We start from the raw sequence: 15673 nt of genomic DNA on the forward strand, positions 1-15673 counted from the left end.
CACCCTGTCGACGATCACCCCCCATGCGCGCCGGAGCGCGCCGCTCTCCCGCTCAGCTGCCTTTTCCCGTCTGCGATGTGCCCATGGTTCCGAAGACCCAGTCCCAGAGCGGCGATGACACGCCCCACCGGGCGTTTTCCCCTGTGTGGTGGTGGACCATGTGATGGCGCTTGATCCACTTCCCCCAGCGCGAGCTCATGCGGAAGTGATGAATGGCATAGTGCGTACCGTCGTACGCCAGGTATCCGAGGCCAAAGCCGACGAACAGCGGATCCGCCGGAACTGGGCCAAAGACGGCGCGGAACAGCGTGTAGAACGCGATGCCGAGGGGGATGCTCGCGCCGAGCGGCATCACGAGCCGGTCGGCATCTTGCGGAAAATCATGGTGCACCCCGTGGAGGACGAAATGCATCCGGCGCTGCCATAGGCGCGGCCCGACGTAGTGAAACACGTATCGGTGCAGGACGTACTCGGCGAGCGTCCATAGAAACAGGCCGGCCAGCACGAGCCCGAGCCCGGTCAGGATGCCGACACCATGCCGGACCGCGCGGACGCCCAGATAGCCGTAGACCGGCAGCCAGAACACGAACGGTGTGATCGGATGGATCCGCGAAAACCGCTCGATGAGGGGCGTCTCGAACATTTGGCATGTCGCTGGACGCGCGGTGCGCTCGGTGGAGGTGACGGTCATCGTGCCCCCCTGCTACCGCATTTATCCATTGTCGGCCAGAGGTAGGCCCGCACCCAACGGCCCGCTGGACGCCGGGAACTGACCATGATCCCGTCACGGTCGGCGCTCACCTGAGCGATGGTTCCGCGGCGGCGACGCGACCGCGTCGGCCCCGCGCCAGCCACGAGCCGCGGGGCGCGTCGGGCCCGCGTGCGCCACGGGCCGCGGGGCGGCCGCGGGCCGCGGGGCGGCTGCGCCCCGCGACGCGCGCGCTCAGCTCACGAAGGAGGCTTCGTAGAGATGGCGGAGATCGTCGCGCGAGCAAGGGCGCGGGTTGCTCGTGTGGCACGCGTCCTGAGCGGCGAGGTCGGCCAGCGCGTCGAGTTTGTCGCGGGGGACGCCTGCCTTCTCGAGGCCGGCCGCGAGCCCGATCCGGGCGCGCAAGGCGCGGATGGCCTCCGCGCACGCGGCCGCGTCCTCGGCAGCGCCGAGGAGGGCGGCGACGCGCGCGAGGCGCGGCGCGGCCGCCGCGACGTTGAACTCGACGACCGGCGGGAGGCAGAGGGCGTTGGCGAGGCCGTGGTGCAGGCCGCACTCGCTCGAGAGCGGGTGCGCGAGCGAGTGGCACGCGCCGAGACCCTTCTGGAACGCGACGGCGCCCATCATCGCCGCCTTCATCATGCCGCCGCGCGCCTCGAGATCGTCGCCGTGCGTGACCGCCCGCGCGAGGTGCGCGGCGGCGAGGCGGATCCCCTCGAGCGCGATGCCATCGGCCATCGGGTGATCGCCCTTCGCGACGTACGCCTCGATGCAGTGGGTGAGCGCGTCGAAGCCCGTCGCCGCCGTGAGGAACGCCGGCATCGACCGCGTCATCACCGGGTCGAGCAGCGCCGCGTTCGCGAGCAGGTGCGGCGAGAAGATCACCGTCTTCCGGTGGTTCACGTCGAGCGTCACGACGCCCGAGCGGCCGACCTCGCTGCCGGTCCCGGCCGTCGTCGGGATCGCGAGCATCGGCGGCACGTTGGGCGTGATGAAGCGATCGCCGCCCGTGGCGTCGTCGTAATCGACGAGCGGCCGATCGTGGTTCACGCCGAGGCGGACGAGCTTGCCGACGTCGAGCGGCGAGCCGCCCCCGAGCGCGACGACGAGATCGGCGCGGGCCGCGCGGAAGGCGGCGACGCCGTCGTGCACGTTCTTCTCGATGGGGTTGCCGAGCACGTCGTCGAAGACGGCCACCTCGAGGCCCTCCTTCCGCAGCGACGCGGCGACGGGCTCGAGCAGCCCCGAGCGGACGACGCCCTTGTCCGTGACGACGAGCGCCCTCGCCGCGCCGAGCCGGCGCGCCTCTGCGCCTGTCTGCTCGACGACGCCGGCGCCGAAGAGGATGCGAGTGGGAAAGCTCCAAACCGTGAACTGGCTCATGATCACACCGCCTCGAAGTAACGCTTCAGCTCCCAATCCGTGACCGCGCGCTCGTACTGCCGGACCTCCCAGTCGCGCGTCAGAACGTAGTGCTCGACGAACCTCTCGCCGAGGATCTCGCGGGCCTTCTGGCTGCCCGCGAGCATCCGGGTCGCCTCGGCCAGCGTGCGTGGCAGCGCGAGGTGCGACGACGCGGCAGACGACGCGTCCCCGGCGGCCTGCGGCGGCGGCTCGACGCCGTTCTCGATGCCGTAGAGCCCCGCGCCGAGGCACGCGGCCATGGCGGTATACGGGTTGATGTCCGCGGCCGTCTGCCGGTACTCGACGCGCGCGGCAGGCGTGCCGAGGCCGATGAGGCGGATCGCGGCCGTGCGGTTCTCGACGCCCCAGCTGGCGGTGAGCGGGGCCCACACGCCGGGCACGTACCGCTTGTAGGCGTTGATCGTCGGCGAGTAGATCGCCGTGAGCTCGGGCATCAGCGCGATCTGGCCTCCGACGTAGTGGCGCAGCGCGGCCGGCATCCGGTCGGGCGACGACGCGTCCTCGAAGACGCTCCGGCCGTCCTTCCAGAGGCTCTGGTGCAGGTGGCCGCTCGATCCGGGGAGCTCGGCGTTCCACTTCGCCATGAAGGTGACCGCGAGGCCGTGCTCGTGGGCGATCTGCTTCATCGCGACCTTGAAGAGCGCCGCCTTGTCCGCGGCGCGGAGCACGTCGTCGTAGCGGATCGCCGCCTCGTAGACGCCGGGGCCGGTCTCCGTGTGCAGGCCCTCGATCTCGACGTCGAAGGCCCGCATCTGGTCGAGGATCGCGGCCATGAGCTTCTTGTTCTGCCCCTCGCGGACCCACGAGTAGCCGAACATGCCGGGGCTGAGCGGCGTCAGGCCGGCGAACCGCTTCTCGTGAAGCGAGCGCGGCGTCTCCTCGAAGAGGAAGAACTCGAACTCGCACGAGAACTTCGCCGAGAACCCCATCCGCTCGCCCTTCGCGATGATGCTCCTGAGGAGCGAGCGCGGGCACGCGGGGTGCGGGCCGCCGCGCTCGTCGCGGAAGTCGGCGAGCATCCCGACGGTCCCCGGCTCCCACGGGATGTCGCGCATCGTGCTCGGATCGAGGACGGCGTGCGCGTCCGGGTAGCCGGTGTGCCAGCCCGTGACCTTGGCGTTGTCGTAGAGGACATCGGCGATGTCCCAGCCGAAGATGACGTCGCAGAAACCGAAGCCGCTCTTGAGTGCGCTCTTCAGCTTCTCCAGGGAGACGTACTTCCCGCGCAGGATGCCGTCGATGTCAAAGCCGCCGATCTTCGCGCGGGTGATGCCCCGCGCTTCCAGATCGGAGAGGAGCTTCTCGGAGGTCGAGGCGGTCATGGGCCGCGACGATAGCAGGGGAACGGGCCTGCATGGCAAGGACCGGCGAAAGTCGTGATGTGACTACGCGATGACCACGCGATGACCACGCAGCGACCGCGCGACGACCGCCCCGTCTGGATGCGCGCGTCCGGCGCGCGCTCACTTCACCCTGACGACCTGGATCGGGTAGCGCTCCGCGAGCGGCACGAGCACGCGCTCGACGAGCTCGCGAACACGCGCGTAACGCTGGTGATTCGTCGCGGCCGGGTTGCGCTTCGAATCGACGACGCCGATGCGGATGTCCACCGTGCGCGCGTCCTCGACGCTTCCCGTCACGAACGCGTCCGGGTGGACCTTGTCGAGCTCGACGTTGAGCTCCGTCGCCTCCGGGGGCGCGCCGACGAAGGTCACCTCCAGCGCCTCGCCCAGGCCGTTCAGCACGGCGTTCAGGTTCTCCACCGGGAACGGCTGGCGCGCGAGCCACGCGACGACCGCGCGACGCGCGCCGCGCAGCGCCACGCTGACGACGAGCGCGACCGTGATCGGCGCGAACACGAGCGCGCCGAGAGCGCGCGCGACCTCGGGGCCCGCGTCGCGGCCGAGCGCCCCGAGGAAGGCGAGCAGCAAGACGCCGGAGGCGAGCGCGACGAGCGGCGGATCGGTGAGCACGCCCCACCGTGACGTCGACGCGTTCATCAGCCGCGTGAAGCGAGCCGAGACGCTCTGATCGGCGCGCGCCTCCAGGGCGGCGCTCCCGTGGGTCGGGTCAGGCATCGCCGGGATCTCCGAGCATGCGCCAGAAGAACAGGCCGACGCCGAAGAGGAGCAGCACGCCAGCGACCCAGAACGAGCGCACCGGGCCGAAGCTCAGCGCCCCGCCCGATTGCTTCATGATGAGGTCGGCCACCGTGACCACGCACGCGAACACGATGCAGGTCACGGGCAGCGCGAGCTGCTGGAGGAGGGTCGGCCCGCCGAGCGGCTTCGGGTCCGGCGGGCGCGGCCGTACGTCCGCCGGCGGGCGCCCCGACGGCCGGTACCTGCTCGACGGCATGTCCGACAGCGGGCGCATCGCGGCCGGCGCTATCGAGGTCGCGCGCGGCGCGACGCCGAGCGCCATCTCCAGCGGCGGCGTGCTCTCGAGCATCCCACCCATTCCGCCCCCGCGCGCGATCATGTTCGGCGGGGCGCTCTCCATCCCGCCGCCGCGCGGGAGCGCGCCCACGGGCGTCGCCTCCGCGAAGCCCGCGCGCTCATCTCTGACGGGGCGGCCTCGCGCGCTCGTCGGCACGCCCTCCGGGACGAGCGCGCCCATGCCCCGGCCCAGCGCGCTCTGGGGCGCCTCGGGCAGGTCCATCTCGAGCCCGGCCGAATCCGAGGGCGGCGGCGGGCGCACGCTGCTCGCCGGGCCGTCCCGGCGCCCTCCCCTCGACGCGCGCATCGAGGTCGGCGCCACGTCGAGATCGAGCTCGAGCGACCCGGAGTCCCTGGGCGTGTCGAGCCACACGTGCGCGGCGCGCTTGACCTGCGGGGCCGCGCGCATCGACGACGACGGCGGCGGCGGCGGCACGGAGTACGCGTCGTCCTGCGCGGAGGCCCGCCCGAAGGTGGGCGCGAGCCCCATCGCCGCCTCCAGCTCCGTCCAGAAGGCCTCGATGTCGCGCGTGCGATCGCGCGGGCTCACCGCGAGCGCGCGCTCGAACACCGCGTCGACCTCCGGCGGGATGTTGGCGCCCTCGGTGCGGGGCGTGGGCCGGCGCTTCACGTCGAGCGCCGTCCCCATCATCGCCTGCGCCTCGCCCTCGATCACCTGCCGCCCGACGAGCGCCTCGACCATGGTGAGCGCAAGACCCCAGACGTCGGTCCAAGTTCCCGCCTGCCCGAACCGCTTCGGCGCCCACTGCTCCGGCGCGCCGTACGCCGGAGAGAACGCGTTCAGCGGATCGCCGTTCGTCACCCGTCCGACGGCCTGCTCGGCCAGCGTCTTCGCCTGCGCGATGCCGTAGTCGAGGATCTTGAGGCGCTCCGTCCCCTCCTGCGTCGTGATGAAGATGTTCTCGGGCTTGAGGTCGCGGTGGATGATCGACACCGTGCCGTTCGGGCTCGGGAAGCGGTGCGCGCGCGCGATCGCCTGCGCGATGGGGCGCATCATCTTCATCAACCTGTGGAGCGGGATCGGCGGCTCCCCCTTGAGCCTGCGTCGATCGATGACCTTGTCGAGCGACTCGCCCTCCAGCCACTCGAGCGCCAGGAAGGGGACGAACTCCCCTCGCTTCAGGTGCAGCACATCGACGTGGAGCGGGCGGACGACCTCCGGGATCGAGGCGGAGAGCCGGAAGAGCAGCTGGGCCTCCTCGCGGAACTTCTCGAGGAAGAGCTGCCGCTCGCGCGGGGTCTTCGCCTCGGACACCTTCAGGCATTTCAAGGCGACAGGCGCGCGAAAACCGGCGTGGATCGCGCGATACACCACGCCGAATCCACCCTCCGCGACCACCTGCTCGACGTGGAAATTACCCGCCTGCGTGGTCCCGACGATGCCGAAGACGTCGTCCGCCATGCTCCCTGAGCCATAGCGCACGGGGCCGCCAGACCGAAGGGTGAAACCTATTTTCCTGTTCGAATGTGCCGAGCCTCAGCTCGGGATGCGCCGAGGTGACCAGATGGGCGTGGAGGACGGAGAGGGGGGCGAGGCCGTCGGCCTCGTAAAACTCGTCGGTCTCGTCGGTCTCGTCGGTCTCGTCCGTCTCGTCCGGCTCCTCGGGCTCGTCCGTGCTGTCAGCCCCGCCGGTTCCGTCGGGTGCCTCGGTTCGCCCCGCTCCGCTAATTCCGTCGGTTCCGAAGTTGGCTGACGGTGCACGGGGCGACCGATGCGCTCGCTCTCAGCTGCGGAGGTGCGAGGAGGCGTCGCGGTGCGCCTTGTCCTCCTCCTGCAAGATCGAGAAGACCAGTCCGGCGCCGATGATCGGCAGGAGCCAGACGAGCTGCGCTTGCCAGACCTTCTGCTTGGGCTCGTAGACGCGGCTTCGGAAGACGCGCACGGTGACGTAGACCTGGAAAGCAAGGACCGCCGCGAGCGCAGCGTAGATGAGGATCTCGAAGGGCGTCATAATGGCAGGGGACCAGCCTAGCCATGACGGGCGTCCCCGCAAGGCAGCGGCGTCCGCCGTCGCGCTTTCGTCCCCGGCGGGCACGGAGCCGACGCACCGGCTGGCGGGCAAACCGAGCGAGACCGTCTACGGCTGCACTACGTCGGGCACGGCTTGGCGGTTCCTGAACCGGTCGGGCTCGACCTTCCCCACGGGGTTGAACGAGTGCTCCATCGACGTCGATCGCCGCCCGGGGGGCCTCGCCGCGTTCCAGCTCGCGCCACGCGCCTCCCGGTGGCACTTCAAAGTAAGACATCTTACCTAAATCGCCGCCCGGGGGCACCTCGCCGCATTCCAACTCGCGCCGAGCGCCTCCCGGCGGCACTTCAGAGTAAGACATCTTACCTAAATCGCCGCCCGGGGGCGCCTTCGCCGCATTCCAACTCGCGCCGAGCGCCTCCAGGCGGCACTTCAGAGTAAGACATCTTACCTAAATCGCCGCCCGGGGGCGCCTCGCCGCGTTCCAACTCGCGCCGAGCGCCTCCAGGCGGCACTCCAGAGTAAGGCATCTTACTTCTAGCGCCTGCCAGGGGCGCCTCGCCGCATTCCAGCTCGCGTCGAGCGCCTCCCGGCGGCACTTCCTGCCTCCCCTGCGACTCGCCGCGCCTGCCCCTTCGCCTGTATCCAGACGAGGGACCAGTATGCCGCGCCTGATACCCTCGTCGGAGCGAGCATGGCCCACGAGCGCGAGCACAGGTTGCGCGTCCTGCACATCTCGGATCTCCACGTGCGCGGACCGCGCGAAACGGAGGGCTGGCGCCGGCGGCGCGTGCTCGGTGGGGCGTGGGATCGGAACCTTGATGACCTCGTGAAGGATGGGATCCCGATCGACCTCGTCTGCTTCACGGGCGATGTCGCCGACCACGGGACCCCGGAGGAGTACGGGCCAGCGACGGAGTTCGTGGAAGCGACGCTCGCGCGGCTCCACGTGCCGAAAGAGCGGTTCTTCGTGGTGCCAGGGAACCACGACATCCATCGCGGGACGAGCAAGGCTGCGTGGAAGCGGCTGCGCTCCCTGCTGCCCGACGTACCTGCGATCGAGAGGTCGCGCTGGCTACTGGGCGGCGCGACGCCCCGCGGGTTGCGGGACGAGCAGCGCGAGCAGGTCCTCGAGCGCGGGGCCGCGTTCCGTGCGTGGTTGTCGTCCATCGGGCGTGACGCCCTCTTGCCCGATCGCTCGCCGCACGGGCGGCTCGGCTACCGCGTACGCGTGCCTGGCTGGCCTTTCGACGTACAGGTCATCGGTCTCGACTCGGCGTGGCTCTGCGGCGACAACGCGGATAGCGGCAACCTCCTGCTCACGGAGGATCAGGTGGCGCGCCTCGTTACAGGCGAGGACGGCAAGACCCTGCCGGGTTTCCGCCTCGCGCTCATGCACCATCCGCTGGCGGACGTCGCAGATGCCGACAGTTGCCGCGACCTGCTCGCCGAGCACGTGGATCTGGTCCTGCGCGGGCACCTGCATCGTGAAGAGCTCGCCGCATGGGTGGGCCCCGGCCAGATATTGCGGCAGGTCGCGGCGGGGTGCCTCTACGAGGGGAGCCTTGGAAATACCTGGCGGAACGCCTGCCACCTCTTCGACGTGACGCTGGACGGAGCAGGACGGCCGAAGCGCTATGACGTGCGGCTGCGCGGGTTCTCCGATCACGGTGCGGGCTTTTGGTTCGATGATGGAGGCTTGTACGCAGAGGCGCCGCACGGCCGCCTCACGTGGGTGCTGCATCCTCGGTCCGAGCCTCCGCCCCCACCGTCCGCGCGTGGGCGCGTCTTCGTCGGGCGGCAAGAGGAGCTGCAACGGATTGCCGAAGCGCTGCTGCCCGGCGCGGGTGAGCGCAAGCCGGCGGCGATCTGCGCGGTGCAGGGGATGCCGGGCGTGGGCAAGTCGTACCTCGCGGAGCAGTTCCGGATCGACCGTGCGGCCGACTTCCCGGGTGGGACAGTGCTCGTCGCGCTCCAGCCGGAAGAGAGCCGCGCGGCGGATCCGCTCTCGGCCGCTTTGCTCGGGCAGATCGCGGATCGGTTGTCCCTGCGCGCGCCGCCGGAGGAGATGGCTGCGCGCGTGCGCGACCGGCTGCGTGCACCGCTGACGCTCCTGCACGTGGAGAACGTGGACAGCGAGGCGGCGGCAGGCGCGGTCGTGCGGCTCGAGAGGTGGCTCAGAGGCTGCCCGATGATCGTGACAGGCCGCTACACGGGGCTCGGAAACGATGCGGGCTGGGCGCGCGTTCCGGTAGCAGAGCTCGACGATGCGACGGCGCTGGAGCAGCTCGAGGCCGAGCTTCCGCCCGAGCGCGTACGGGGCAAGACCGAGGAGCTCCGGCGTCTGGTGCGGGAGCTCGGGCGCTTGCCGCTGGCGCTGCACCTCGCAGCCGGGTACTTGCGCGAGGGCGGGTACGATGCGGGGACGTTCCTCGACGAGCTGCGGCGCAGCGGGTTCGATCTCGACCCGAACCATCCGGACGACAGGCTGCTCCAGGGGGATCCGCGGCGGGCGAACCTGCACCGGACGTTCTCGCTCTCGCTGGCGTTGCTCGGCAGGCAGCTCCAGGCTGACGCGGACGCGCTCGTCGCAGGGCTCCTTGCGCTCGGACATGCGCCGCTCGGCGGGTTCGGACGAAGCCTCGGCGAGGCGATCGCCGGGCTCTCCGCCGTGGATTTCGGTCGGTTGATGAACGCCACGGGGAAGCTCTCCCTGGTGATGGCGGCGGAGGAGCGGGAGGACGATGCCTGGCGGATCCACCCGCTCGTCGCGGCGTGGCTGCGACGGGGCGCGGAGGAGGCCGCAGTGCTGGGTCGAATGACGGAATGGTTCGTGAAGCGGTTGCGAGAAGAGGGAGAGCAACCATGGAAGGAGGTGACACGCGAAGCGGGGGCGCTTTCGGCATGGCTTGGCCGGGTGCGTGGGGACGATCTGGTGCGCGTGGAGCGGGCGGGGTCGCAGTACGCCATCCACAATGGCCCGTTCCACGTATGGATGGAGTTCTGCGCGCGGGGGCTCGGGGAGCGGAGCGATCCAAAGGAAAGGTCCGACCTGCTCTGGACACTGGCCAACGTGGCACAGCACATGGGCGCCATAGACAGCGCCTCAGAGGCAGCAGAGCAGAAATTGGCTGTGGACCGGGCCAGAGGCGACGAGTGGGGCGCCGCGCTCGCCGCGGGCTGTCGAGCCGACATCCTTGAGGTGCGAGGCCAGCTCGACGAGGCGCTGCGCATACGACGAGAAGAAGAGCTCCCCGTGTTCGACCGGCTCGGGGACATGCGCTCGCGCGCCGTGACCATGGGCAAGATCGCAGACATCCTCCAGGCGCGAGGCCAGCTCGACGAGGCGCTGCGCATACGACGAGAAGAACAGCTCCCCGTGTTCGACCGGCTCGGGGACATGCGCTCGCGCGCCGTGACCATGGGCCAGATCGCCGACATCCTCCAGGCGCGAGGCCAGCTCGACGAGGCGCTGCGCATACGACGAGAAGAAGAGCTCCCCGTCTACGAGCGGCTCGGGGACATGCGCTCGCGCGCCGTGACCATGGGCAAGATCGCCGACATCCTTCAGACGCGAGGCCAGCTCGACGAGGCGCTGCGCATACGACGAGAAGAACAGCTCCCCGTCTTCGACCGGCTCGGGGACGCGCGCTCGCGCGCCGTGACCATGGGAAAGATCGCCGACATCCTCTGGGCGCGAGGCCAGCTCGACGAGGCGCTGCGTATACGCCGAGAAGAGCAGCTCCCCGTCTTCGAGCGGCTCGGGGACATGCGCTCGCGCGCCGTGACCATGGGCCAGATCGCCGACATCCTTCAGACGCGAGGCCAGCTCGACGAGGCGCTGCGCATACGACGAGAAGAACAGCTCCCCGTCTACGAGCGGCTGGGGGACGTGCGCGAGCGCGCCGTGACCATGGGCCAGATCACCGACATCCTTGAGGCGCGAGGCCAGCTCGACGAGGCGCTGCGCATACGACGAGAAGAACAGCTCCCCGTCTTCGACCGGCTCGGGGACGTGCGCTCGCGCGCCGTGACCATGGGAAAGATCGCCGACATCCTCCAGGCGCGAGGCCAGCTCGACGAGGCGCTGCGCATACGACAAGAAGAACAGCTCCCCGTCTTCGACCGGCTCGGGGACGTGCGCGAGCGCGCCATGACCATGGGCCAGATCGCCGACATCCTTGAGGCGCGAGGCCAGCTCGACGAGGCGCTGCGCATACGACGAGAAGAACAGCTCCCCGTCTACGAGCGGCTCGGGGACATGCGCTCGCGCGCCGTGACCATGGGAAAGATCGCCGACATCTTCCAGGCGCGAGGCCAGCTCGACGAGGCCCTGCACATACGACGAGGAGAACAGCTCCCCGTCTACGAGCGGCTCGGGGACATGCGCTCGCGCGCCGTGACCATGGGAAAGATCGCCGACATCTTCCAGACGCGAGGCCAGCTCGACGAGGCGCTGCGCATACGCCGAGAAGAAGAGCTCCCCGTCTTCGACCGGCTCGGGAACGTGCGCGAGCGCGCCGTGACCATGGGCAAGATCGCCGACATCCTCCAGGCGCGCGGCCAGCTCGACGAGGCGCTGCGCATACGACGAGAAGAACAGCTTCCCGTCTACGAGCGGCTCGGCGCCACGCGGGACATTCTCATCGCGCGCGTCAACGTCGCGCTCAACCTCCTCACTCGCAACGCCCCCGGCGACCGAGGCGATGCCGCCGACCTCCTCGAGCTCGCGTACTCCGCCGCGATCGGCCTGCGCATTCCGGAGGCCGACCAGATCCGCCGGATCCAGCAGCACCACGGCCTTCCGGCCTGAGCTCGCTGCTGGCCAGGTCCAAGCGCTCCCGAGGCGTCCGCCCGCGACGCGTCCCCCACGTCCGGGGAGCTCTCGCGCAGCTCCTCGATGACCGCGACGCCGGTCTTCGGAACGGATGCGGCCACCGAACCCAGCTGCCCCGCGGGACCGTTCGAGGGTCAGAGGCATGCTTCTTCAGCGCGCACCGCGCTCGGCTCGGTGCCAGCGGGACAACTGAGGATAGGGTTGCGAACGGGTGGAGACCGCGAGGCCGCTCACGGGCTCGAGTATCGCATCCAGTGCCCCGGCCGCCGGGCATGCTGCCGCTGTCTCCCGAGGGCTCATGGTATGCTCCGGCAGAGGGATCCCCGTGCATGCATACAAGCTCAACGTGAACGTGGCCGATGACCATCGAGTAGCCGTCACGCTTCCGGAGGACTTCCCTTCGGGACCGGCTGAGGTGATCGTCCTCGCCGTGGCGCCCAAGGAACGCAAGCTCGTGCGGGTGCTCGGGTCGCTCTGCAGCGCGGCCCCCCCCTCGGTCGAGGGAGACCCGGTCGCCGACGCACTCGCAGAGCTCCGCGACGAGCGGGCTCGGCGTTTCGATGCGAGCGAGGAGCCAGAGACAGAAACGTGATCCCGGAGTATGTGACGGACACCCACGCGCTCGTGTGGAGCATGTACTCGCCTTCCCGCCTCGGGAATGCGGCGCAGCAGGCGATCGCAGCGACCGATGCAGGCGCCGCGCGCATTCACGTGCCGGCCGTGGTGGTCGCCGAGACGCTCATGGTGGTCGAGCGCGGGCGCCTGTCGGGAATTACGCTGGCGCACCTGCTGCCACGGCTGGAGGCGATGCGCACCAGCGACAATTACCGGCTGGCGCCGCTGCTCCCGGACGTTGTTCTCGCGAGCCATACGTTGACCGCGATACCCGACATCTTCGATCGGCTGATCGTCGCCGAGGCGATCCATCGAGGAACACCGCTCATCTCGAAGGACACCGTGATCCGGCGCTCAGCGCTCGTCACCACCGTCTGGGATTCCTAGCCGTTCATGGGTCTCTCGAGCACGCCGCCTGCCGCGCGCACCGTGATCGGTTCGCAGCCGGCGGCACAGCCGACCGCCGTCCGCACCGCGGCGCCTCGCGCGAGCCGGATCCCCGAGCCCCCTCGGTCCTCGATGAGAAATCCCGGGCGGAGCTCGGTCGGCGTCGTACTACAGTGCGCGCGTGCCTCGACCTCGACCCCGGCACCGCCCGCAACGAACCCCGACGCCGGCACGCCTCGACCTCCGCCGCAGCCGGGCTCTGCTCGCCGCCCTCGTCGGCGCGGGGCTCGGGATCGCGGCGGCCTGCTCCACGCCCTCGTCGGGGGTCGACGGCGGCGACCTGCTCGGCGTGTTCGAGCGGGACGCAGGCGCAGGCACGGCCGACGGCGGGCAGGCGCGCCCGGCGGTGGCCGGGCGTGACGCCGGCGCGGCCGGCTCGGCCAGCGCGCCCGCCCCGCAGACGCCGAGGAAGCCCGAGGCCAGGCCTCCCAGCGAAGGGAGCTGCGTCGCCGAGCAGGGGCGCCCTCGACGAGAGCTCCGCAAGACGCTCGGCAGGCCGCCCTGCCGCGGGGCCCAGGTGCTGGAGGCGCGCGACGCCGATGGGTCGCCCCGCTACGCGTGCGTGATCGCGCCGAGCGGCGTGGAGACGCGCGCGCCGCTGCCGCTCATCGTCTTCTTCCACGCCGACGGCGACAACCCGACGAGCGTCGACAAGGAGACGGGCCTCCGCAAGCTCGGCGCCACCTGGAACCTCACCGGCGACCCCGCTCACGCGGGCTTCATCATCCTCGCGCCCCAGGGCCGCGCCTTCAAGAGCCCGAGCCAGGGCGAGCGCGAGCGCGGCACGAAGATGTACACCGCGATCGCGCCGTTCGACGCCGAGTTCACGGGCGAGGACAACGTCGACGTCACGACCGTCGACGCCTTCGTCGACAAGCTGCTCCAGCAGAAGCTCGTCGATCGGCGGCGCATCTACGCGCTCGGCGCCTCGTACGGCGGCCACATGGCGGCGACGTACGCGATGATGCGCGCCGACCGCGTCGCGGCGTTCGCGACCTTCGGCAGCGATGCCCCGCCGGCAGAGTGGGCGTGCCCCGGCCCCCCGCCGCCCGCGATGGCGATCTACCGCGCGTGCGACGACGTGTTCCCGTGTGAGTCTGTCGAGCGATGGCTGCGCGCGCGCGACGCGCTCTCCGCGCACACCTCGTTCCTGCGCCTCGACGAGGCCAGCAGAGACGAGCCCCACTGCGCGCTCAGGAACCGCTGCTCCGCGAAGAAGGGCGCCATCAACCATGCGCGCTGGCCGAAATCCCGCGAGGCCGACCTGCTCCGCTTCTTCGCGGGGCGCACGCTCGCCGTCAGCCCGGACGCGGCCGGCACAGCCGAGAGCGCTGCCGAACGCGGCAGCCCAAGGTGACGAACGCTGACGCCACCAACACACGCTGACGCCACCAACGCACGCTGACGCCACCAACGCACGCTGACGCCACCAACGCACGCTGACGCCACCAACGCACGCTGACACCGCTCAGCACACGTTCGCGCCCGGCTTCCCCGAACGTCCACACCGCAGCGTTGCGGTGCGGCGTTGAGCGGACCGGGCGTGTTGTCGTAGTGTTCGTCCCCGATGTCTGCTCAGGTTCAGCCCCTTCTCACCCCCTTGCCGGCCGGCATGTCCATCCCCGCCGGCACGCTCCGCGCCGAGATGGAGTCGCGGCGCGCGACCGGCCGCCGCTTCGACGTTCGCGAGGCCATCGGCCTCGCCGTGCCGCTCTGCACCCAGCTGCACGAGCTGCACGCGCAGGGGCGGACCATGTTCGTGCACCCCTCGTGCCTAGGTCACGGCGCGCACGGCACGATCCAGCTGATCGAGGAGCTCGCGCACACCCCTCCTCTCCTGCCGCGCGACCGCGCGTGCCTCGCGCCCGAGGAGCGCAAGGGCACCCAAGGCGACGCGCGCGCGAGCGTCTTCGCGGTCGGGGCCATCCTCTACGAGATGCTCACGAACAGCAGCGTCGGACCGGGGATGCGGCGTCCGGCGGACGTCATCCCCGACCTGCCGCCCGCGCTGGAAACGGTTCTCGGCAAGTCGCTCGTGGCCGATCCGAAGCACCGCCCGGCGGATCTCGCCGCCCTCGCGCAGGCGCTCTATCAGATCGTCCCGAGCGCCTCGGAGCAGCCGCCGAGCGCCGACACGTCGCACCTCGACGGCGACGGAGATTTCGAGGTCGACGTCAACCTCTCGATGATGCCGCCGACCGGCCCCGCGGAGGAAGCGCGCGTCCCGTCGGCGCCGTCCGTGCCGAGGATCCAGGCGGTCGCCGGGGACGGGCCGTTCGCGGTCGCCATCCCGGTCAACCAGCCGCAGCGCCTGCACGGCAACGATCCGACCCGCAAGCTCGCGGATCTCAAGGCCGCGCTCGAGTCCGATCCGCGGCCGCGGTACGTCGTCATCAAGGACGGCATGGACCACGGGCCGTTCTCGTCCGTGGAGCTGCTCCAGCAGATCGCGTCCGGCTCCTTTACAGGCGATCAGGTGCTGCGCGACACGTTCTCCGCGGAGGAGCGCGCGATCCAGGACTGGGAGGAGTTCGCCCCGTTCGCCGAGCAGGCGAAGCTGAACCGGGACATCGTGCAGGAGAAGCGCGCGCTCGACGCCGTGGTGTCGGCGGAGAAGCAGGGCACGCAGTACAAGGCGCTGCTCGGGCTGGCGCTGATGGGCGTCATCCTCGCCGCGGGCGCGGGCTGGTGGTACCGCGAACGCAGCCACAAGGAGCAGGAGCTCGCGGTTCAGGGCGCCACCGACCGCGTCGCGATCGAGGTCGACGCCGGCCTCGGCAGCGGCAAGACGGGGCGCGCCGGCAGCGGGGCGCGGCCGAGCGGCGGCGGCAGCTACCCGACGCTCGGCGGAGGCCTGAGCTGTGAGGCGGCGCAGGCGCGCTACGTCGAGGAGTACAAGATGGGCAACAACGGTCCGGCCGATCTCACGGCGGGCGCCTACGGCAACGTGCTGAACCGCGGCACCTACCTGAATGCGTGCAACGTGCCGTCGAGCATGGAGGTGAACGTCTGCGCCGCCGTGCAGAACGGCCGCGCCGTGGGGGTCACCGTCACGACGAGCCCGTCGAACCCCGGCGTCGCTTCGTGCATCTCGGGGCAGATCCGCGGTATGTCGTTCCCGTCCCACCCGCGGCTCGACGTCGCCCGGACGACGTTCAAGTAAAGGACTGGCGCGCCCCTCCCCGCCGAGCAACAGGGCCTGCGCGCCCCT

At 70.6% G+C, this 15673-nt stretch carries 11 protein-coding genes; 5 read left to right on the forward strand and 6 right to left on the reverse strand.

What is annotated here, in order from left to right:
- Window positions 1-52 precede the first annotated feature (52 nt).
- The 6 genes from WME90_RS20475 to WME90_RS20500 all read right to left on the reverse strand — a co-directional run bounded on the left by WME90_RS20475 (window position 53) and on the right by WME90_RS20500 (window position 6545).
- Window positions 53-691 (reverse strand): sterol desaturase family protein, encoded by a 639-nt coding sequence (locus tag WME90_RS20475; RefSeq protein ID WP_437282846.1) that lies wholly within the window; start codon window positions 689-691, stop codon window positions 53-55.
- Between the two features lie 252 nt (window positions 692-943).
- Window positions 944-2098: an iron-containing alcohol dehydrogenase gene (locus WME90_RS20480; protein WP_437282847.1), complete on the reverse strand. Its 1155-nt coding sequence runs from the start codon at window positions 2096-2098 to the stop codon at window positions 944-946.
- Complete coding sequence (locus WME90_RS20485) at window positions 2095-3456, reverse strand: glutamine synthetase family protein (protein ID WP_437282848.1); 1362 nt, start codon at window positions 3454-3456, stop codon at window positions 2095-2097. The genes WME90_RS20480 and WME90_RS20485 overlap by 4 nt, the downstream gene beginning before the upstream one ends.
- Window positions 3457-3597: 141 nt before the next feature.
- Complete coding sequence (locus WME90_RS20490) at window positions 3598-4212, reverse strand: hypothetical protein (protein ID WP_437282849.1); 615 nt, start codon at window positions 4210-4212, stop codon at window positions 3598-3600.
- Window positions 4205-5995 (reverse strand): serine/threonine protein kinase, encoded by a 1791-nt coding sequence (locus tag WME90_RS20495; protein WP_437282850.1) that lies wholly within the window; start codon window positions 5993-5995, stop codon window positions 4205-4207. The genes WME90_RS20490 and WME90_RS20495 overlap by 8 nt, the downstream gene beginning before the upstream one ends.
- Before the next feature lie 322 nt (window positions 5996-6317).
- Window positions 6318-6545: a hypothetical protein gene (locus WME90_RS20500; RefSeq protein ID WP_437282851.1), complete on the reverse strand. Its 228-nt coding sequence runs from the start codon at window positions 6543-6545 to the stop codon at window positions 6318-6320.
- A 712-nt stretch (window positions 6546-7257) separates the two neighbouring features.
- Between WME90_RS20500 and WME90_RS20505 the strand changes: the two genes are divergently transcribed.
- The 5 genes from WME90_RS20505 to WME90_RS20525 all read left to right on the forward strand — a co-directional run bounded on the left by WME90_RS20505 (window position 7258) and on the right by WME90_RS20525 (window position 15625).
- On the forward strand, window positions 7258-11376 hold the full coding sequence (locus WME90_RS20505; protein WP_437282852.1) for a metallophosphoesterase: 4119 nt from the start codon (window positions 7258-7260) through the stop codon (window positions 11374-11376).
- Window positions 11377-11725: 349 nt separating this feature from the next.
- The gene (locus tag WME90_RS20510; protein WP_437282853.1) at window positions 11726-11992 is read left to right on the forward strand and encodes a hypothetical protein; all 267 of its coding nucleotides are present in this window, start codon (window positions 11726-11728) and stop codon (window positions 11990-11992) included.
- The gene (locus tag WME90_RS20515; protein ID WP_437282854.1) at window positions 11989-12402 is read left to right on the forward strand and encodes a type II toxin-antitoxin system VapC family toxin; all 414 of its coding nucleotides are present in this window, start codon (window positions 11989-11991) and stop codon (window positions 12400-12402) included. The genes WME90_RS20510 and WME90_RS20515 overlap by 4 nt, the downstream gene beginning before the upstream one ends.
- Window positions 12403-12583: 181 nt before the next feature.
- The gene (locus tag WME90_RS20520; protein WP_437282855.1) at window positions 12584-13819 is read left to right on the forward strand and encodes a prolyl oligopeptidase family serine peptidase; all 1236 of its coding nucleotides are present in this window, start codon (window positions 12584-12586) and stop codon (window positions 13817-13819) included.
- Between the two features lie 255 nt (window positions 13820-14074).
- On the forward strand, window positions 14075-15625 hold the full coding sequence (locus tag WME90_RS20525; RefSeq protein WP_437282856.1) for a hypothetical protein: 1551 nt from the start codon (window positions 14075-14077) through the stop codon (window positions 15623-15625).
- Window positions 15626-15673: the final 48 nt, after the last annotated feature.

Origin of the sequence: Sorangium sp. So ce375 (assembly GCF_051473855.1) — a bacterium.
Classification (GTDB): Bacteria; Myxococcota_A; Polyangia; order Polyangiales; family Polyangiaceae; genus Sorangium.